The sequence below is a fragment of the Oceanisphaera sp. genome (assembly GCF_052084945.1).
Classification (GTDB): Bacteria; Pseudomonadota; Gammaproteobacteria; order Enterobacterales; family Aeromonadaceae; genus Oceanimonas.
In genome coordinates this window covers 1-19,765 of sequence record NZ_JBQDEX010000043.1, presented here as the reverse complement: position 1 = coordinate 19,765, position 19,765 = coordinate 1, and the positions used below count along the sequence as shown (strand labels likewise).

Below are 19,765 nucleotides of genomic sequence, written 5' to 3'. Positions count from 1 at the left end.
CCTCGCCGTGATGAATAGTATTAGCCCGTAGCGTGTCGGTGTAGTGGCCCCCTTTGTTCAGCTTTTACAGATCAAAATATGACGCGATAGTCGTAGCATATTAATCGGTAACAAAGGTTGATCTAGAAAGGTCACTTGCTCAGTTAACTTCAGCTTGGTAAAGCTATTAACCGCGGTTATTGGAAACAAAAAAGGCCTAGATGTATCTAGGCCGTATTATGGCTGTAAATTTATGGGGTCAATTAGCTATAAAAAGCTTCTACCGTGCCTTTTACTTTAATAAGCAACGGTTGACCGCGACGATCTAGCGCTTTTGGCGAAGATACTTTTACCCAGCCTTCGCTAATGCAATATTCATCGACGTCGAAGCGCTCTTTACCATTGAGGCGAATACCAATATTGTGCTCAAACACTTCAGCTACATGAAACGGGCTCTTTGGGTTAATTGACAGGCGATCCGGTAATGGGGGTAGCGATTTAGTATCGTTCATCATTATGACCTAAGGTAAATGAAAAGTGCGCCATTGTAGTCAATGTCGGCCTTACGCTCAACAACCACTACCTTAGGGCACTTTGTATAACCATTCGCTAGAAGTAAATTTGCGTGCCACTAATGCCTTGGCATCAGTCAGCTCTTGGGGCAGATATTGCCCATTTTGGCTTGAGTAGCATTGCGAAAAGTGATTGATAAACGCCTCAATAATGGTCGCTCTGCTAAGGCCAGTTTGGCTGCGCATAGGATCGACGCGTTTATTGGCGCTGGTAATGCCTTTATCGGAGAGCTTTTCTCGACCAGTGCGTAATATTTGCGTCATTTTGCTGGCATCAATATCAAAAGCTAAGGTGGCATGGTGCACTAACACACCATTAGCAAAGCGCTTTTGTGCCGCGCCCCCTATTTTACCTTGAGCAGAGGCAATGTCATTAAGTGGCACATAATGTGCTTTAATGCCCACTTCATTAAGAGCCCCTAGTACCCAAGCATCTAAAAACTGATAAGACTGCTCTATGCTCATGCCATCCACTAACGAGGTCGGCACGGTGAGCGAATAGGTAATGCAGTTGCCAGGCTCCATAAACATAGCTCCACCGCCCGTGACTCGGCGCACCACTTTCACTTGGGCTTGATTGGCGGCTTCCATATCCACTTCATTTTTAACGGATTGAAAAGAGCCAATCACTACCACTGAGTCATTCCAGTCCCAAAAGCGCAACGTGGGCCCCCGTAAACCGGTGGCTACCGAGTCGGCTAATACTTCATCTAATGCGGCATGCTCTATGGCGGGCAAAGTAACTGGAGCTATCACGCTAAACTGATGGTCTTGCCAGCTGCTGGCCATACCCAATGCACGGCGCACTGTGGTGGCCACGGCGGCAGCTGAAAAACCAAACATGACGACATCGTCATCTAAGGCCGCTAAAATAGCATGGGTGATTGTTTGGTGGCTTGCGGTGCGCGCCAGCCCCACTAACGCTTGGTTAATTTGGTTTAGGGCGGTATCTGGCTCTAAGAAAAAGTCACCGGATATACTGACATGGCTTAAGCAGTCTTGCGCCAGTTCAAGATCTGCCACCACCAGTTTGCCGCCGGGTACTTTATATTCACCGTGCATAATTAAACCTCCAAGATGAGAGTGATACCAATCTAAGTAAATATGTGATCTATTTTTACGTTAAGCGCTGGAGGCACAAAGATCAGTTTTTTATACTAATTTACCCCGAGCGTAGGGTCGAATTTATTCGACCTCTTTAGGCCTTGTTATGGTTTTTAGTCGATTGAAATCGACCCTACAGAAGCCATAAAACCTGATCAGTTAGTTTTCCAGATTGGTGTGAGTCTCATGTTATACCAAACACATTAAAAAGTGATCTCTTGAGGTAAGTGTCTTGCTTAATGATGTTTTTGGTCTCTTTGATTGGCATGTCGCTTGTAGCAAAAAAATAAGCCCGCCAATCTAATATTGGCGGGCTTATCTATGCCTAATACTGATGGGCGACTAAAAAACGAAGTTTAGGTGGCGGTTTTCCTCTAAGGTCAACTTACGCTTTTGCGTTAAGCCTTGGTATTTTACTTCAATGTTATAGAGCCCAGGGTCGAGCATAATAGACAAAGGAGTAGGACCATAAGGCTTGCCATTTATGTACACCATATCGCCATATTTATTACTGCGCACAATTAATGAAGAAGACTGAGCATCGCACAAATCAGCTGGCGCTTTAAGTAGCGCACAGGCCATCATTTTTCGAGGAGTAATATTGGCTCTAACGTCAACTTCAGCCATCACTGTGCCGTCTAAATTCATATTGGCCTCAGTAAAATCACGCTTAATTTCTGCTGAATACCAGTCTGGGCTCAAGTTAACTTGATCGGCTCTGCCTGCAAGCTCATTAGACAATACATTTTGATAATGATCTTTAACCCAAGCCTGCACGCGAGACTCAAGTGGATAGTCATTTAAGCAGGCAGTAATGCTTTTATTAGTAGAGCATTTAAAGTTAAACTGCTCGTTAAAATTCAACTCTCGATCCAGTACCCGCGCTATTTTTTGCACGCGCTTAATATCTTGTTCACGCTGCTGAGAAGCATATAGGGTACGCTTCCTCTCTAAATCCCGGTTTGCTCGTACCAATAACAACTGATGCGCCGCCAGCTCTTCTTTTAGTTTGTTGGCCTGTTTAGCTACTTGCTTTTCTCTTTTAGCTAATGCCGCATGCTGACTTAACAGCTCATCTAACCGCTCACGAGACAAGCTATTCAGTAGTACTTCATCCATTTCAGTACGCACTGTTTTTTTGCTGTCTTCAAGGCGAATTTTCATTGAGTCGTGTTTATTCCGCTCAATTCGCCACGCGTCATCCAGCTCTGATTTTTCTTCGCTTAACATTTCAACACGCTTAACCAGTGCCGTAATATCGGCTTTGCTAATCAGCCCAAGGTTTGCGCTTTCGCTGACAACATTTTCGCTTTCTGGTTCAGCACTTGGCGAGGTACTCGCAAAGGCATATTGGAAGGTAAGCAGGCTGGTCATAAAAAACACACCGCTTATTACATAGGCCATTGGATTTTTTAAAATACCGAACAAGCTTTTTATACACATGCTGCTCTGTGTCTCCCTTGAGCAATTTGTTTGAATTCCCATATTCGAACTCGCCTATTCCAGTAATAATGTGTGGGGTTGGCGTGCTTATAAGCACTAAATACGCATTGCAGTGACGTTTTTTGGCGAGCACTGCTTAACTTTGTCTATTTTTTAAACATTTCACTGCTATTTTTCGCATTAACGCAGTGTTGGAAGCTGTTATAAACAGAGCATTATCAAGCATAGCCAGTGCCAAAGCAAACCCTTACCCGCTTATCAGTAGTGACGCTGATAAGCGCGAGTGCGCTCTAACCCTCTTTCTAGATAGCGCCTGTCGTGACGCACTCGCTGTAGCTCTCTGGTCATAGCGCGAAGCTTTTGCCGTAAGTACTTACGCTGTGCTTTATCAGACTCTTTGCTTAAGGTGCGCTCTATTTTATCAATGTCATCCGCCACTTCTTCTATGCGCTTTGTCGCATTATATAACTGTTTGCCATCGGTAAATGCTCGTAAAAAATCTGGTGCCAGTTTGGCGGGGCACACTTGGCGATAAGCCTGCCCTTGTTGCCCTTGCAAAAAGCCATTCTCTGGCGTGCAATAATGTTTAAGGCCTTGGTTTCGCCCCTCTTTATATTGCTGAGCATTAGGCATAACGCCAACCTTAGCACACGCTTTATGGTGATTATTAAGTCGCGTGAGTGCATAACCTGAGCGTCCATCGCTAACCCCTTTTTCTAACCAATTTGCAGTTAGGCACTCTTGCTCTGTCATACTGGCACAACCACTGAGTACCATAACAGCACTCACGGACAAGAGCGCCCATTTGAGTTGTTTGATCCTGTTAATAACGCAAAAAATCCCTTTCTCGTTTAATAATCGCATTACTTCTCCTTAAGCTCACACTAACAGCACTTAGACTAGGCACTATCAAAAGGTTGGCATAACCTATCAGATTAACAGTTATATTAGACCTATGCGCCGGCAAGCCAAGGAAGCAGGGTCTGATTTAAAAATGTGCGGCCGGTTTCAGTAAATAAAAACAAAATACCAGCAACATTCACAGCCACTGTTACTTTATAAAAAGACTGAAATTCTTGTTTAGTCGATTTATGACGTAATAAGCGTTGGGCGATAAAAGCCCCAGGCCAGCCGCATAAAAAAGCAAACACATGTAGCGTGCTTTCTTTGGTGCGCCAACGGCCACTTTCCGCTGCAGACTTATCAATACCGTAGGCCACAAAGGTGACTGTACTCATCACAATAAAGGCACTTACAAGTATGAGTGGTAAATGCCCTATTAGCGAAAACAGTAAGATACAGGCACAAAAACATCCTGTAAATATAGCTTCAAGTGTTCGGTTGCTGCTCACGTTATGCGCATTATTGTTATGGACAAAAGAGCGATAGGTAGGTATTTGCTGTACATCATCTGCAAAATGTACACATTCAGCTTTATACCTATGGTGACTTTCTTTAACTAATTCATAATCAATAACGTCACCGTTAACCGGCCTTCGGGCACAAGAAATAAATGACTTAATGTGCACAAAAGCACGCTGACCTCCGGTAAGAGGGTCAACAAAGCCAAAACCTTTATCATCATGCCAGTTTAATATTTTACCTTGCATCCTCATGTGCGTTCTCTAATGTTTTAGCCATTGGCATCCATGCATAGGGGAATATGTAATACCTATCTAAGTAAAAATGTGATCTGATTTAACGCTGGATACTCGAGGCAATAGAGTCACCTCCCACGACACGCCACTGGGCTAGCCATCTTTGCTGTGTAACAACTGCGAATATTCACTGGATATTCGTTTTATTACCCAGCAAAGATACACGCCAGCAAGCTGGCCCATCGGGGCTCGGGAAATGCCATCCCTGGCATTGTCACGGTCGTGGGAGCCGATCTCTGTTGCCTCTCCTTACGCACCGAGTTGTCAGCAGATTGCACCCACAGGCGACTCCGTAGCATAGGAACGAATGAAGGGATCTTCTCCACCGACCATCACATGACAAGGATGTCATGTGTTTGAGCGCCACAGGGAGGTGCTTGCAGCGTGTCGGTGGAGGAGGCCCTTTGTTCGGCCTGTACTGTGAAGCTAAATAGATCAGCTAGTTTTCCAGATTGGTGTAATTCAAAATGAGCGTCAACAGCACAAAATGGTGCCTGTTCGCTTAATTATCTCGGCATTATAGGTAAATTATTGTAAAAATTGAACATTGAAAGAGTCGTTACCGCGCACATTATGTTCAACGCTCTTGAAAACGTGACCGTGCTTTGGTTAGCTAATGGCATTGATATTGATCGCCCTGACTCAAATACGCTTTTTTATCAACAAGGCTAACTATGCTGCACAACATTGATTTTTCAGCACTTTACCAAGAGCATATGGCTCGCAGTGGCAGAAAGCCAAGCCGACCCAGTCGCTGGGATGCCAAAGCTGAGAGTATGCGTACTCAAGTATTAAATAGCGAGTATGCCCAACAATTTGTGAGCCATGTTCAGTCTAGCCCACAAGACACCCTATTAGATGTGGGCTCAGGCCCTGGCACCATAGGGCTGGCCTTGGCGCCACAGGTAAAACAGGTATATTGCCTAGATTATAGTCCAGGCATGTTAGCCGCTATGGAGCTGAACGCCAAAGAGCAGCAGTTAACCAATGTGAGCCCTATTTTGGCCTCATGGGAAGATGACTGGTCTGCACTGCCACGCTGCGATATTACTGTGGTGTCGCGCGCCAGCATAGTGGCCGATATAGAGCAAGCCATCCGTCAGCTCCATTTAGTGACTCATAAGCGCATTTATCTCACACAATTAGTGGGTGGCCGTTTTAGTAGCCCAGAAATAGCGCGGCTGTTACACAGACCCGACACCAGTTTTCCTGATCATATGTATCTTATTAACCTGCTTTATCAGCAGCATATTTACCCCACACTAAATTATATAAGCGCCCCCAGTCACCTTGCCGGTGCAGGCAGTTGTGACGAGTTTATTGATAAGGTTGCTCAGCGGTTTGGCCCATTAAGCACTCCAGAGCAACAGCGCTTAACCACTTGGTATAATGATGATCCTGCTTATGCTCAACAAGGCGGTGAGCCACAGCGATGGGCGCTATTAAGCTGGTCGCCGCCGCGCCATCCATAATAATACCAATCTGTAAAACTAACTGATAAAAGTTGTTCGCCACGGAACCCACAGAAGAACACGGAACAATAGAGATAAGATCTGAAAAAGACTTTATAGGGTAAGAGCCAAACACCCAACTATTTGTAGGGGAGCCCTTACCATTAGCAGTATTTAATTCGTTGTCACTTTTCGCTCTTGCCTTTTTCCGTGTCTTCCGTGGGTTCCGTGGCAAAAGTAGCCCTTAGTTTTTTACTTAATATAAACTGGCCATATACTTACTTAGATTGGTATAAGGAAACTCCATGACTGACCCTGTAATAATAGACGGCCCCGCTTTGCAACCAGAGCAGCTGATTGATATTGAGCCACACCAGCAATCTTGGCAGCTAATTTGCGATCAAGTCATGGGAGGCCTGTCTGAAGCGCGCTTACTGACTCAAGATGATAACGGTTTGCCAAGCCATTGTTTGGTGGGTCGCACTCGTTTAGAAAATAATGGCGGTTTTGTGCAAATAAAGCAGAATATTCAGCCACAATGGTTAGCCGCCAGTTATAGCGGCGTGTTTATTGAGCTGCGTGGTACTCAGCATCAATATAATGTGCACCTTAAAACACAGCAGCTCACGAAACCTTGGCAATCATTTCGTCACACCTTAACGGTTAGCCCACAGTGGACGCGTTTTCATCTTCCTTTTGCGCAATTTCAGCCCCACCGTACTGAGGCCGCGTTATTCGTGCCGCATATCACCAGTATCGCCGTGGTGGCAATTGGCGAAGCGTTTGATGTAAACGTATGTGTACGCCGAGTCGGTTTTTATACCCATGAGCAAAGCTAACTGAGCAAGCTCTTTGGCAACAAAACCCGCACCCCCACCGAGTACGCATCTTTATGCCGTTTGCTTAAGCACAAAGTCAATGGCGGCACTTATGGCGGCCACCTGAGCGGCATTACATTGCTCAGGCGTGGCACTGGGGCTGTCTGGGTAGACTTCAGTGGTGGTTTTATAGCGTGCCGCCGTCATACCGGCACAGAGCCCAAGTTGGGTCAGCGGATATTGGATAACCCCCTTAGCCACCACCTTTGAGCCAATGATCTCGCCCTGTTCATCTGCAGGCGCAATGTGAGTGACTTTTTCTACCGCACTAATAATGGCTTGCTGAAATTCAGGTTGGGGCTGTTCACTATCATCCACCAAGTAAAAGCCATCAGGAATACTGCCCGGCACAAAGGGACTGCCATCCCGTGCGGCTAATGCCGGACGATATTCACTTTCATCGGTATCGGTCGTTTCGTGTAAATCAATATGCATCACCACCTGCTCACGTATTGGCGCGATCAAGCGCATCAGTGCCGCCGATTCTGCAGCAGGGCTGGGTTCAAAAAATGAGCGGTTAGGATCAACGGCATGAGCATTCCAACGGTGAATACGCTCATACGCCCAAGGGCTAACACAAGGAACCACCAACACATTCACCAGCCCCCTATAGCGCTTGGCATCTTGCGCTAAAAACTGTAACGCGCCTTGTACGCCACTGGTTTCATAGCCATGTACACCGCCGGTAATTAACACCACAGGCAAATCGGCTTGCCATGGCCGACTGTACAGCGCCATTAACGGCAACGCCTGTGGCTCATCATTCAGCTCACCGTATTGTTGCACATCAAAATCCGCTGCTAGGTGCTCAATAACGCTTAACACTTCTTTATGATAACTGCGTTGCTGTATTTGCTGGGCTCGCCACTGAGCACGTTCAGCATCCCCCCAAGCCAAGCCGGGTGTACCAATGGGATAGGTGTTCATCGCATTTTCCCCTTTAAGATCGAAAAAACCACACTGGGTTATACAGTGAATAGTGTCTACAAGAGATGATGCAAGTTGTTTGCATTAAGTGAAAAAGTAAGGAGGGTATTGAATATTGGAGGTGGCCACCGCCAGCCACATCCCGGCACTCGAAGATTCCTGCTCTGGCTGCTCCCTTCCGGGCCTGACCTGGTAAACAAGATTCCGATGCGGGAGGACCAACGGGGCCACCATCGAAGAAAGGCCAGTGTAGCAAAGATAAGAGCGAATGCAATCTCTGGTTAACTGTTTGCGCACTTATTAATCGACTCTGTTTACAGCATTAACCTAAGTCGCTAAAACGGAAACACCAGCGGCACTAATAAGATCACGCTGATGGAATATAACAAGCTTACCGGCAGCCCGGCTTTGAGGTAATCGGTCATGCGATAACGCCCCGATGAGTAAACCATTAAGTGGGTTTGATAGCCAAATGGAATAATAAAACAGGCGCTGGCGCCAAAAGCGACCGCCATAATAAAAGGCATAGGATCGGCGCCAAAGGCGCTGGCGGTTGATAAGCCAATAGGAAACACCAAGGCGGCAGCGGCATTATTGGTCACTAACTCGGTTAGCATTAAAGTGAGTACAAAGACCCCAATAAAGGCACCGTATACGCCGTAGCCATTGCAGATGCTGCGCACCACATCGGCAATCACTTGCGCCCCACCCGAGCTATCTAGCGCCTTGGCAATAGTAAGAGCTGAGCCAATAATAAGCCATAATTCAAAGGGAAAACGCTGGCGTAATTCGCTGAGTGTTAGCACCCGCGTTACCAACAAGAGCGCCAGCAACACCAGTAAGCCGTTTAATAACGGCACCACATTAGCGGCAGCTAACGCAATGACGGCGCCAAAGCCACAAAAAGACAGCAAACTTTGCCGCCTTTGCAGCTTAGGGCGCTGCAAAGTACTACTGAGTACATGAAAATTACGGTCGATATTAGGCTGCTCTTTAAAATCGGGCCCCACCGCCAGCAATAAGCTATCACCCACACGCAACGGGATCTGCCCTAATTGTCCGGTTAAGCGCCGCTTACCACGGCGAATACCGACAACACCGGCATTAAATAAGCTTCTAAAATCCACTTCTCGCAGTGTACGTTTGGGCAATTCAGACTCATGGCTGATCACCACTTCCACCAAGTTAGAAGCCAATAAACGATCGGCCTGATCGCCAAATAATTGCAAACCAGTAAAACGCTGCAGCGCTTGTACCTTTTCCACTTCACCGGTAAAAACCAAAATATCGCCCTGCTCTAGCACTTCGTCTGGCGAAACTGGGCTGAGTAATCGGTCGTGGCGCACCACTTCGAGTAAGAATAAGCCATTTAAATGCCGTAGTTGGTTATCTTCTATGCTTTGGCCTATAAGGGGGGAGTTGGCCATCACTTGCGCTTCTAAAAAATACGATTGCGCGGCATCTTTATCCAATGCCTGATGCCGAGGAAGACTACGAGTGCTAAACAGCAGCCCTCCCATGCAAATTAATGCCACCGGCAAGCCAACCAAGGTAAATGCAAACATGCCCAGAGGCGGTAATCCGGCATTAATCACAAACGAATTGATCACCAAATTGGTCGATGTTCCGACCAAGGTGGTAATACCGCCTAAAATAGACGCATAAGATAATGGAATAAGCAGGCGTGAGGCAGGAATATGCCGCTGACGCGCAATGACACCCAATAAAGAGCCCACCACAGCAGTGTTATTTAAAAAAGCCGATAAAAACGCCGTTACCCCCATTAACCGTAAGCTGGCCATCGACTCTCGGCCTTTAAGTAAGGCATTCGATACATTATCCAGCAACGGGGAACGCTCTAGCGCCAACGAAACCAGCATAAGTACGATTAAGGTAATAAGGGCCGAATTAGAAAAACTACTCAACAAGGCTTGCTGTCCTGTTACCCCCAACAGCACTAAACCGACGGCCCAACTGGTGAATAACACAGACGCAGACACACGACCTTGGACAAGCAATGCTAACAAAACTCCGATGGATGCTAATACCCAATATGCTGTCATATATAACCACTCGCTCTTTAGCAGGACTATCATTGTACCCATATATCAAATAAACTGGATATATAAATCATCTAGAACATTTAGTTATTAGCATAATCCATCATTGAGGGTGATATCACTAATGAACTTGACACATCTGCAACGGCTTGAGGCCGAAAGTATTCACATCATGCGCGAAGTAGTAGCAGAGGCCGACAACCCGGTTATGCTCTACTCTATTGGTAAAGACAGCGCTGTTATGCTGCATTTGGCCATGAAAGCCTTTTACCCTTCTCTGCCGCCGTTTCCGCTACTGCATGTGGATACCCGATTTAAGTTTCGCGAAATGTATACCTTTCGTGATCAAATGGTGGAAAAGCTGGGCCTTAAGTTACTGGTGCACACGAATCCCGAAGCCATTGAACAAGACATTAGCCCCTTCACCCATGGCTCTGCTATTCATACCGATGTCACTAAAACCGAAGGCTTAAAGCAAGCGCTGGATAAGTATGGCTTTGATGCCGCCTTTGGCGGCGCGCGCCGCGATGAAGAAAAATCCCGTGCTAAAGAGCGTATTTTTTCATTTCGTACCGAACAGCATCGTTGGGATCCTAAAAACCAGCGCCCTGAGCTGTGGAAGCTCTATAACGCCCGCAAGCACAAAGGCGAGTCAATGCGCGTCTTTCCATTGTCTAACTGGACAGAGCTGGATATTTGGCAGTATATCCACTTAGAAAACATTCCGATTGTCCCGTTATACCTAGCAGCACCTCGCCCAGTGGTTGAGCGTGATGGCACCTTGATTATGGTAGATGACGAGCGTTTGCCACTAGAAGAAGGCGAAGTGCCCATGATGAAGAATGTGCGCTTTAGAACTCTAGGCTGTTATCCACTGACCGGTGCTGTTGAGTCACAAGCCACCACCTTGCCAGAGATTATTCAAGAGATGCTGCTCACTAAAACTTCTGAACGCCAAGGCCGCATGATCGATCACGACTCAGCGGCGTCTATGGAGAAAAAGAAACAAGAAGGTTATTTCTAAGGCGCGAAGCGCCGTAGAAATAACCTGCTGTACGTCCTACGCTTTACGTTACACGTTAAAGCAAGTTGGGAATGACAGCATGAACTTTGAGAAGTTACGCGTATGGAAGCTATCAGCTCGGTTATCGGCAGAGTTATACAAGGGACTAAGAGAGTTAAAGGACTTTGGTTTTCATAGCCAAATAACACGTTCCGGACTCTCTATACCCAGTAATATTGCTGAAGGTATGTCGCGCTTCTCGTATAAAGACAAACGCCATTTTCTGATAATAGCTCGCGGCTCTTGCGCTGAGTTACGTACGCAAATTTATATTGGCATCGATATAGGATATATCGATGAGCTATTAGGTCGACAATGGTTACAAGATACTCGTGACATCTCAGCCATGCTGCATGGGTTAATAACGAGTTTAGACAATGAACAGAGCGCCGAGAGTTAACGGTTTTAACGGTCGGCTTACGGCGTATCGCGTACCGCTGCGAAGGACAAAAAATGAACGACACAACGTTACTTGAAACGAATATTGAAGAATACCTGAAGGCGCATGAGCGCAAGAGTTTACTGCGTTTTATTACTTGTGGCAGTGTGGATGATGGCAAAAGTACCTTAATTGGTCGCTTGTTGTTTGAATCTAAAATGCTGTTTGAAGATCAGCTAGCCGCTATGGAAGCGGATTCCCAAAAGTGGGGTACCCAAGGTGAAGATATGGACTTTGCCTTGTTAGTCGATGGTTTAGCCGCTGAGCGCGAACAAGGTATTACCATTGATGTGGCTTATCGTTTTTTTGCCACTGAAAAGCGTAAATTTATTGTCGCCGATACCCCAGGCCATGAGCAGTATACTCGTAACATGGTCACCGGCGCTTCTACTGCCGATGCGGCCATTTTAATGGTCGATGCTCGCAAAGGTATTTTGACTCAAACTCGTCGCCACAGTTATTTAATGTCTTTGTTGGGTATTCGCAACATTGTAGTGGCCATTAACAAAATGGACTTGGTGGACTATTCACAAACACGTTTTGACGAAATAGTGGCAGAGTACGGCCAGTTTGCTGAGCAGCTAGGCTTAACAAATGTTACCTATTTGCCGCTATCGGCGTTTAAAGGCGACAATATTGTCACTAAAAGTGCCAATACGCCTTGGTATTCTGCGCCTAAGTACTCAGGTACCACCTTGATGGAGTTTTTAGAAACCGTCGAAATTAATGACGCCCATATGCAAAGTGCGCCTTTTAGATTGCCGGTGCAGTGGGTTAACCGCCCAAATCTCGATTTTCGGGGCTTTTCGGGCACCATTACTAGCGGCGTGGTAAAACCAGGCGATCGCATTCGCGTCCAGCCGTCGGGCAAAGAAAGTGAAGTGGCGCGTATTGTCACCTACGACGGTGATTTAGAACAGGCCATTGCTGGTCAGTCAGTGACCTTAACACTGAAAGATGAAATTGATATTTCGCGGGGGGATGTGATTTCTATTGCACAGGCGCCTGCAGAAACCGCCGATCAGTTTGAAAGTACGCTGGTGTGGATGAACGAGGCCGCCCTGCTGCCCGGTCGCCCTTACTTACTAAAAGTGGGTACCCAAACCGTTACCGCCAGTGTTACCGACATAAAATATCAGGTTAACGTTAATACCCTAGAACAAACTGCGGCTAAGCAACTTGAGCTTAACGGTATTGGGGTGTGTAATTTAAGCCTAGACCGTGCCATTGCCTTTGATGATTATAAAACCAACAAAGATACCGGCGGCTTTATTTTAATTGACCGATTAAGCAACACCACAGTGGCCGCAGGCATGCTGCACTTTGCCTTGCGCCGCAGCCAAAACATTCATTATCAACATGTGGATGTGAATAAAGAAGCCCGAGCACAAACCAAAGGCCAAACGCCAAGCGTGTTGTGGTTTACGGGGTTATCGGGTGCGGGCAAGTCAACCATTGCCAACTTGGTTGAGAAAAAGCTGCATGCCTTGGGTAATCACACTTACCTGCTTGATGGCGATAACGTACGCCACGGCTTAAATAAAGACTTGGGCTTTACCGATGCCGACCGCGTAGAAAACATTCGCCGTGTGGGTGAAGTATCTAAGTTAATGGTTGATGCCGGTTTAATTGTACTCACCGCGTTTATTTCGCCGTTTAAAGCCGAGCGCCGTATGGCCCGCGAACAATTAGCTGAAGGTGAGTTTATTGAGGTGTTTGTTGATACGCCGTTAGCCATTGCCGAAGAGCGTGATGTAAAGGGCTTATATAAGAAGGCGCGCCGCGGTGAGTTGAAAAACTTTACCGGTATCGACTCGGCCTATGAAACCCCAGAAGCACCTGAAATTCATTTAGATGCCGCTAAGCTCAGTGCCGATGAAGCCGCTGATATAGTAATAGCAGAGTTACGCAAGCGTGGCATTATTCACGGCTAAGTCGTGTGATATAGGTAATATAGCAAAAGGAGCCGCAAGGCTCCTTTTATATTGCTAACATCGCGCTTTTAGGGCGCAGTATCCTAACAGTCACGTATCTGTTATCTACCTACCGTAATTATTCGACTGTGCTGGCTTGCTCAACTTTGGTGATTAACTCTGCCCAAAAAGATTCGACCAAAGCTTGATCTGCACTATTGAGTTCGCCGTTTAAAATAGCTTGGTTTAGGCTGCTGTTAACCCGTGCTTTTACATCTCGCACGTGATTACGACCGTCTATTTCGCACTGCGCAACTGATAATGTAATGTGCCCACGCAAATACCCACCAGCAAAAAGTTGATCTTCCGTTGCTGTAGCAATGCTGTCATCAATATCGGTTAGCAAAAGCCGTTCAAATTCAAAAATATTCATGATTACGCCTCATATCCCAGGTGTCACCCGCCCATAACTGTGTTGTTAAACCAGTAACAAGCACCACTTGGCCGATGCCGTGACGCTCGGGCTTATTAGGGTTAAATTTAAAGTTTTCATTCTGTTAGACAATGTAGCTTGGGCTACTTATCTAGTGCTGTGCAGTTTACAGGATTTACAATCAATCTGCTGATAGAAACTGTTCTCATTGCCAAACAAAATTTTTAGCCCCCAGCCCTGCTAGAGAATGAAGTGCTCGGCTGTTAACGCAGCTTGGCCATAATGGGCTTGTAGCGCAGACATTAACTGTTGGGTTCGCACATTAAACCCACCATGTACGTAGTTTAATGCTTGCGCATGTACCAAAGCTTTAAACTGGTGGCGATCTGGCTCTACTGTGCCATTTAGATTGTCACAACTCACATTAAAGTGAAAACCGCAGCACAATGACAATGCCCACTCAATGGCTTGAGGCTTAATTTCTACCGTTTCAAATTCATGCTGCTGGGCATCATCTCGGCCATCTGGGCAATACCAATAGCCATAATCTTCTTGCAGCCGACGTGCCTCACCGGCCATCAGCCAATGGGCCATTTCATGTAAAGCGCTGGCAAAGTAACCATGGGCAAACACAATGCGATGGTAATCACAGTCTTGATCAGCCGGCAAGTAAATAGGCTCATCATGACCGCGCACCAAGCGCGTATTATGACTGTTAGCAAAACAGTGGTTAAACACCGCTATCAGATCAGAATAGCAAAATGACATTACACGGCCTTTAATATTAAGAATAAGAGCAGCTGGAAGCTGGAAGCTCGAAGTAAGAGAGCTAATAGAAGAAGCCACAACCGGCGGTTACGGCCTCCTCAAGTCAGATATTTAGTTTTATCTGACGGCTTAGCTTCCCGCTCCCACTTGGCCTTATTTAGCGCAGTTTAGGGGTTTGGGTGAACACGTCTGCGTTTTGGCCCCGATTTAGCATTAAGTGATCTAGCAACACAATGGCCAACATGGCCTCAGCAATGGGCACCGCACGAATGCCCACACAAGGGTCGTGGCGGCCACGGGTCACCAACTCAGCTGCATCACCTTGGGTATCAATGGTTTGCCCTGGTACGGTAATGCTAGAGGTCGGTTTAAGCGCTATGCTGGCCACTATGTCTTGGCCACTTGAAATACCGCCTAAAATGCCGCCGGCATGGTTACTGGCAAAGCCGTCGGGTTGCATTTCGTCACGGTGTTCAGAGCCTTTTTGCTCAATAACATCAAAGCCGTCGCCTATTTCAACACCTTTTACCGCATTAATGCCCATCAGCGCATGGGCAATATCGGCATCAAGGCGATCAAAGACTGGCTCACCTAACCCAACCGGCACACCTTGTGCCACCACTTGAATCTTGGCACCAATGGAGTTGCCTTCTTTTTTCAAGTCGCGCATGTATTGATCAAGATCGCCTAACTTATCGGCATCAGCAAAAAAGAACGGATTGGTTTCAATCAGGCTTTTATCAAACGCTTCAGCTTTAATCGGGCCCAGTTGCGTTAGGTGGGCAAAAATAGCCACGCCGTACTTGGCCAAAGCCTTTTTGGCAATCGCTCCTGCGGCAACGCGCATGGCGGTTTCGCGGGCAGAAGAGCGGCCACCACCACGGTAATCACGAATACCGTATTTTTGATGGTAGGTATAATCGGCATGTCCTGGGCGAAACAAGTCTTTAATATTGGAGTAATCTTTAGAGCGTTGATCGGTATTTTCAATCAATAAGCCAATAGAGGTGCCCGTGGTTTTACCTTCAAATACGCCACTTAAAATTTTAACCACATCCCCTTCTCGGCGCTGGGTAGTAAAGCGCGATGTGCCGGGCTTGCGCCGGTCAAGATCATGTTGCAAATCAGCTTCGCACAGCTCAATGCCCGGCGGCACGCCATCTACCACGGCACCTAAGGCAATGCCATGGCTTTCACCAAAAGTTGAAACTCGAAAAAGGGTACCAATACTGTTCCCTGCCATAAGTGATTTCCTTTTAAATAATTAAAACTGTTGCTGAAATGGCGCTAAATCACGACGATTGATCACACACACACCATGACCACCATGCTCAAAATCAATCCAGGTTAGGGGCAAGTCTGGATAAGCCTCTTGCATATGAACTTGGCTATTGCCCACTTCTAACACTAACAGGCCATCGTCTGATAAAAAGTCGCAGGCCTGAGCCAGTAACCGGCGTGTAAAATCGAGGCCATCAAACCCTGATGCTAATGCCAGCTCTGGCTCGTGCTGAAACTCTTCAGGCAGGTCACTCATGTCTTCTTCATCCACATAGGGTGGATTGACCACAATTAAATCATATTTATCGCCACTGGGCAGTGCCGAAAAAATATCAGACTCAATGGGCGTGACTTGGTGCTCTAGCCCGTGGTTATGAATGTTGATTTCTGCCACATCTAACGCATCACGAGAGATATCGAGCGCATCCACTTCTGCATCAGGAAAGCTGTGCGCGAGTGCAATAGCAATACAGGCTGAACCTGTGCACAAGTCCATGATACGCTTAGGCTCCAGTGCTAGCCAAGGGGCAAAGCGCGCGTCAATTAACTCGGCTATAGGGGAGCGGGGAATAAGCACACGCTCGTCTACATAAAACTCATACCCGGCAAACCAAGCGGTATGGGTAATATAGGGCGTAGGAATACGCTGCTCAACGCGCAGTTTTAGGGCATCGAATAATAAAGCCCGCTCCTGGGTTAGCAAACGAGCGTTTTGAATTTGTGGCGGACACCCTTGTGGCAGGTGCAGTAAGGGCAAGATTAATTGCACGGCTTCGTCCCATGCATTATCGGTGCCGTGGCCATAAAACAGGCCAGCTTGTTGAAAGTGACTCACGGAATAACGCAGCCAGTCGCCTATTGTGTGCAGCTCTATGAGTGCTTCTTCATTAAAAAGCGTGTCCAAAACCCCTCCGCCTCGTTAAGATGGCTATTTTTGATAATCAGATATTACGGAATTACACTCATGACCCCCACCTCTTTCTCAGAAGATGATGATCACGCGCTCTTTACAGCAGCGGTGCAGGGTGTCCGCAAATTAAAGCAGGATACCATAAGCCCGCACCGTTCGCCGGTCAAGGTGAAAGCACGGCTGCAAATGGTACGCAAAGATAGGGCCGAAGCGCACCCTTTTTCTGATGTTTATGAACCTTATTTAGATCAAGAAGGGCCCACCCGCTATCGTGAGCCTAATACTTCTGCTTATGAGCTAAAAAAGTTACGCCGCGGTGATTATCCCCCCGAGTTCTTTTTAGACTTACACGGCCTAACGCAAGAACAGGCTAAAGAAGAAATTTCGGCTTTATTATTAGCCGCTAAGCGCCAGCACGTACAATGTGTATCTATTATGCATGGCCACGGTAAAAATATTTTAAAAAAGAAGCTGCCAATGTGGCTAGTGCAGCACCCGCAAGTGTTAGCTTTTCATCAAGCTACTCGAGGTTGGGGTGGCGACGCCGCTTTGTTGGTTTTATTAAGAATTGAGCCTTAAAAAAATAAGCGTGCTGATGGACGAGATCTATTGCTTGGCCTGTACAGAGAAGCTAATAACTCAGTTAGCTTCTCTGTTTGTTAGCAGGCCTCATTGAGGAGCGTTACTGGTTTTTTAATGCTTGAAGATGAGGTCAATAATGGCTTTGAATATTATGCGGCCCAGTTAACCATTCAAATATTCCACCATGCCCTTGACCAAAAGACACTTTAGCAATGCCAGAGGTCACAAAAATAGGCGCCATAATCGCTGGGCATAAACTTTCTACTAACAAACCTACCATAGGCATGTGACTGATAACTAAAACATTATTGTTTGAACTAACATCTGCGTAAGCCAATAATAAGCTAGCTGCTATATCGGCATCGGCATCTGGCGTTAGCTCACGACAGTTTTCTATCACTGCCCCCGGAATATACTTTGCGAGCTGTTGCCAGGTTTGACTAGTGCGCAAATAAGGGCTTACAAGCACACAATCAAACGTTGGCACTTGAGCGGAAAGCCACTCTGCCATTAAGCACACTTCACTCTTACCTTGGTCGGTTAGCGGGCGTAGCGCATCTGTAGATGCTTCAGGCACCGCTTGCCCATGACGCATGATAAAGATATTCATCTCCACCTCACTTTAGGCGAACCTGACATTTTCAACGGCGGGCATCATACCCCTGCTGGGCATCGCGCTCAAGGTTAGGCTGCGCTCTTTGTCAAATACACTAGCAACAAAGAACATTCAGCTTTACGTAAAGCATACAACACATCACGGATGGCAGTGCTTGAGGGCCATTTAGAGTTGTGTATTTTACCTGAATAATGGCCAAAAAAAACTGGCCATAAAGACCAGTGAAAAACATATAAATAACTGAAGTGCAAATAATACCAGGTAACAGAACGTTAGTGACGACTGACTTCTTCTAACGCTCTTCCACCATACGTCAGTGAGCAGACCATGCGTTGATCTCAGTCAATAAAAGTGCCGTTAACATCGTCGCTTGCCTAACCAACTCAACAGCAAGCAGGCACCCACTGATAAGCCTATAAACCCCAATAAAAAAAGCAATGGCATGGCAGAATAATCCCATACCTGCCACAATAACGTTTCTAATATACTCATAAAATAGACCGCCAAGTACAGAAATAACTAGGTATAAAAACCTATGCAGTAGCCTGTTAACACCATCAGATTACCATAACGCCCCACGCTCTGTTAACGGCTCCCCCCTCCTTCATCAGTAAAATTGATAAACAAACTCAAAAAGTTCAATTTTAATTAATTTGTTATACGTCATACACTGCCTGCATATTGCAATAAGGAATATCGTTATGCTTAAACTGTTAAAAGGCTTGGGGCTGGCTGTAGCCTTGTCTGCCACCAGTATTATGCTGGCTAAAGTGCTGGACTCCAGTATAAGTCCGCTTATCTATGCGATTGTGCTCGGCTTAGTAGTGGGCAACGTGATCCCTAAACTTGCCCATGGCAGCTGGCAACCCGGTCTGGATTTTTGTAAGAAAAGGCTACTGCGGTTAGGCGTCGCTTTTTATGGTATTCACATTACAGTGCAGCATATTGCAAGCGTAGGTGCCGGCGCACTGGTGGTGGATGTCATTATGCTCGCTTCTACGCTAGGGCTAGGCTATGTGTTGGGTAAGCGCTGGTTAGGCTTAGACACCCCCACCAGCTTATTAGTCGGCGCAGGCTCTGCTATTTGTGGTGCCGCCGCAGTACTGGCCACTGAGCCTGTAGTGCGGGCCAAGCCACAGCAAACTACAGTTGCGGTGGGCACTGTGGTTATTTTTGGCACCCTTGCCATGTTTATATACCCGCTTTTATACCCCTTATTGGGAATGACCAAAGCCGCCATGGGTATTTATACCGGTGCTACCATACATGAAGTGGCACAAGTGGTCGCAGCCGGCGAAGCCATGGGATCGGATGTGGCACAAACGGCGGTGATCACCAAGTTAACGCGGGTCATGATGCTAGCCCCAGTTTTAGTATTATTAGGTCATTGGCTCAGCCGCAGCAGTGACGCTGGAGCCGTGCGGGCACCTCAACCTTGGTTTGCGTATGGTTTTATTTTGGTGGTGGTGATTAATTCAGTCGTTTCCCTGCCAACGGCATGGGTAGACACCATTAAGTATTTAGATAGCTGGGCGCTTACTATGGCAATGGCCGCTTTGGGGCTAAGCACCCATTTAAGTGAGTTAAAGTCGGTGGGGTGGAAACCCATGGCACTGGGTGCGATATTATTTTTACATTTAATAGGCACCGGCTTTCTGGTTACCCAACTGGCCACCACTTGGTTTTAA

20 protein-coding genes and 1 other RNA gene are annotated in these 19,765 nt (G+C 46.7%); 7 read left to right on the top strand and 14 right to left on the bottom strand.

What is annotated here, in order from left to right; translation table 11 throughout:
* Window positions 1-242 precede the first annotated feature (242 nt).
* The 5 genes from ACTHY5_RS05840 to ACTHY5_RS05820 form a co-directional block, all read right to left on the bottom strand.
* Window positions 243-491 carry a DUF3297 family protein gene (locus ACTHY5_RS05840; protein WP_441877696.1) on the bottom strand — a complete coding sequence of 83 codons (249 nt, stop codon included), beginning with the start codon at window positions 489-491 and terminating at the stop codon, window positions 243-245.
* Between the two features lie 72 nt (window positions 492-563).
* Window positions 564-1,613 carry a lipoate--protein ligase family protein gene (locus tag ACTHY5_RS05835; protein WP_441877694.1) on the bottom strand — a complete coding sequence of 350 codons (1,050 nt, stop codon included), beginning with the start codon at window positions 1,611-1,613 and terminating at the stop codon, window positions 564-566.
* Between the two features lie 384 nt (window positions 1,614-1,997).
* On the bottom strand, window positions 1,998-3,029 hold the full coding sequence (locus ACTHY5_RS05830; protein ID WP_441877692.1) for a PEGA domain-containing protein: 1,032 nt from the start codon (window positions 3,027-3,029) through the stop codon (window positions 1,998-2,000).
* Window positions 3,030-3,356: 327 nt separating this feature from the next.
* The gene (locus ACTHY5_RS05825) at window positions 3,357-3,887 is read right to left on the bottom strand and encodes a DUF2799 domain-containing protein (RefSeq protein WP_441877690.1); all 531 of its coding nucleotides are present in this window, start codon (window positions 3,885-3,887) and stop codon (window positions 3,357-3,359) included.
* Window positions 3,888-4,051: 164 nt separating this feature from the next.
* On the bottom strand, window positions 4,052-4,714 hold the full coding sequence (locus tag ACTHY5_RS05820; protein WP_441877688.1) for a DUF1294 domain-containing protein: 663 nt from the start codon (window positions 4,712-4,714) through the stop codon (window positions 4,052-4,054).
* A 716-nt stretch (window positions 4,715-5,430) separates the two neighbouring features.
* Between ACTHY5_RS05820 and ACTHY5_RS05815 the strand changes: the two genes are divergently transcribed.
* Both ACTHY5_RS05815 and ACTHY5_RS05810 read left to right on the top strand, forming a co-directional pair.
* On the top strand, window positions 5,431-6,228 hold the full coding sequence (locus ACTHY5_RS05815) for a class I SAM-dependent methyltransferase (protein WP_441877686.1): 798 nt from the start codon (window positions 5,431-5,433) through the stop codon (window positions 6,226-6,228).
* Window positions 6,229-6,512: 284 nt separating this feature from the next.
* Window positions 6,513-7,046, top strand: a complete 534-nt coding sequence (locus ACTHY5_RS05810; protein ID WP_441877684.1) for a CIA30 family protein — start codon at window positions 6,513-6,515, stop codon at window positions 7,044-7,046.
* A gap of 51 nt (window positions 7,047-7,097) precedes the next feature.
* Here the strand turns inward: ACTHY5_RS05810 and ACTHY5_RS05805 are convergent, their stop codons facing one another.
* The 3 genes from ACTHY5_RS05805 to ACTHY5_RS05795 form a co-directional block, all read right to left on the bottom strand.
* Complete coding sequence (locus ACTHY5_RS05805) at window positions 7,098-8,012, bottom strand: M14 family metallopeptidase (RefSeq protein ID WP_441877682.1); 915 nt, start codon at window positions 8,010-8,012, stop codon at window positions 7,098-7,100.
* Between the two features lie 126 nt (window positions 8,013-8,138).
* An RNA gene (gene ffs / locus ACTHY5_RS05800) (signal recognition particle sRNA small type) lies at window positions 8,139-8,236 on the bottom strand.
* A gap of 111 nt (window positions 8,237-8,347) precedes the next feature.
* Window positions 8,348-10,075: an SLC13 family permease gene (locus ACTHY5_RS05795; RefSeq protein ID WP_441877680.1), complete on the bottom strand. Its 1,728-nt coding sequence runs from the start codon at window positions 10,073-10,075 to the stop codon at window positions 8,348-8,350.
* A gap of 121 nt (window positions 10,076-10,196) precedes the next feature.
* On the opposite strand from ACTHY5_RS05795, the gene cysD reads away from it, so the two are divergent.
* The 3 genes from cysD to cysN all read left to right on the top strand — a co-directional run bounded on the left by cysD (window position 10,197) and on the right by cysN (window position 13,508).
* Window positions 10,197-11,096, top strand: coding sequence for a sulfate adenylyltransferase subunit CysD (cysD, locus tag ACTHY5_RS05790; RefSeq protein ID WP_441877678.1), 900 nt, complete (start codon window positions 10,197-10,199; stop codon window positions 11,094-11,096).
* Window positions 11,097-11,175: 79 nt separating this feature from the next.
* Window positions 11,176-11,535, top strand: coding sequence for a four helix bundle protein (locus ACTHY5_RS05785; protein WP_441877676.1), 360 nt, complete (start codon window positions 11,176-11,178; stop codon window positions 11,533-11,535).
* 53 nt (window positions 11,536-11,588) lie between these two features.
* Complete coding sequence (gene cysN, locus ACTHY5_RS05780) at window positions 11,589-13,508, top strand: sulfate adenylyltransferase subunit CysN (RefSeq protein WP_441877674.1); 1,920 nt, start codon at window positions 11,589-11,591, stop codon at window positions 13,506-13,508.
* Between the two features lie 118 nt (window positions 13,509-13,626).
* On the opposite strand, the gene ACTHY5_RS05775 is transcribed toward cysN, so the two are convergent.
* The 4 genes from ACTHY5_RS05775 to prmB all read right to left on the bottom strand — a co-directional run bounded on the left by ACTHY5_RS05775 (window position 13,627) and on the right by prmB (window position 16,873).
* Window positions 13,627-13,920, bottom strand: coding sequence for a YfcL family protein (locus ACTHY5_RS05775; RefSeq protein WP_441877673.1), 294 nt, complete (start codon window positions 13,918-13,920; stop codon window positions 13,627-13,629).
* A gap of 240 nt (window positions 13,921-14,160) precedes the next feature.
* Complete coding sequence (locus ACTHY5_RS05770; protein ID WP_441877671.1) at window positions 14,161-14,688, bottom strand: elongation factor P hydroxylase; 528 nt, start codon at window positions 14,686-14,688, stop codon at window positions 14,161-14,163.
* A gap of 157 nt (window positions 14,689-14,845) precedes the next feature.
* Entirely contained in the window at window positions 14,846-15,931 is a 1,086-nt protein-coding gene (gene aroC, locus ACTHY5_RS05765; protein WP_441877669.1) for a chorismate synthase, read from the bottom strand.
* A gap of 21 nt (window positions 15,932-15,952) precedes the next feature.
* Window positions 15,953-16,873 (bottom strand): 50S ribosomal protein L3 N(5)-glutamine methyltransferase, encoded by a 921-nt coding sequence (gene prmB, locus ACTHY5_RS05760; protein WP_441877667.1) that lies wholly within the window; start codon window positions 16,871-16,873, stop codon window positions 15,953-15,955.
* Window positions 16,874-16,933: 60 nt separating this feature from the next.
* Between prmB and smrB the strand changes: the two genes are divergently transcribed.
* Complete coding sequence (gene smrB, locus ACTHY5_RS05755) at window positions 16,934-17,458, top strand: endonuclease SmrB (protein ID WP_441877666.1); 525 nt, start codon at window positions 16,934-16,936, stop codon at window positions 17,456-17,458.
* A gap of 133 nt (window positions 17,459-17,591) precedes the next feature.
* Here the strand turns inward: smrB and sixA are convergent, their stop codons facing one another.
* Window positions 17,592-18,071 (bottom strand): phosphohistidine phosphatase SixA, encoded by a 480-nt coding sequence (gene sixA / locus ACTHY5_RS05750; RefSeq protein ID WP_441877664.1) that lies wholly within the window; start codon window positions 18,069-18,071, stop codon window positions 17,592-17,594.
* A gap of 363 nt (window positions 18,072-18,434) precedes the next feature.
* Window positions 18,435-18,569 (bottom strand): TIGR02808 family protein, encoded by a 135-nt coding sequence (locus tag ACTHY5_RS05745; RefSeq protein ID WP_441877662.1) that lies wholly within the window; start codon window positions 18,567-18,569, stop codon window positions 18,435-18,437.
* Between the two features lie 209 nt (window positions 18,570-18,778).
* On the opposite strand from ACTHY5_RS05745, the gene ACTHY5_RS05740 reads away from it, so the two are divergent.
* Entirely contained in the window at window positions 18,779-19,765 is a 987-nt protein-coding gene (locus tag ACTHY5_RS05740; protein WP_441877660.1) for a YeiH family protein, read from the top strand.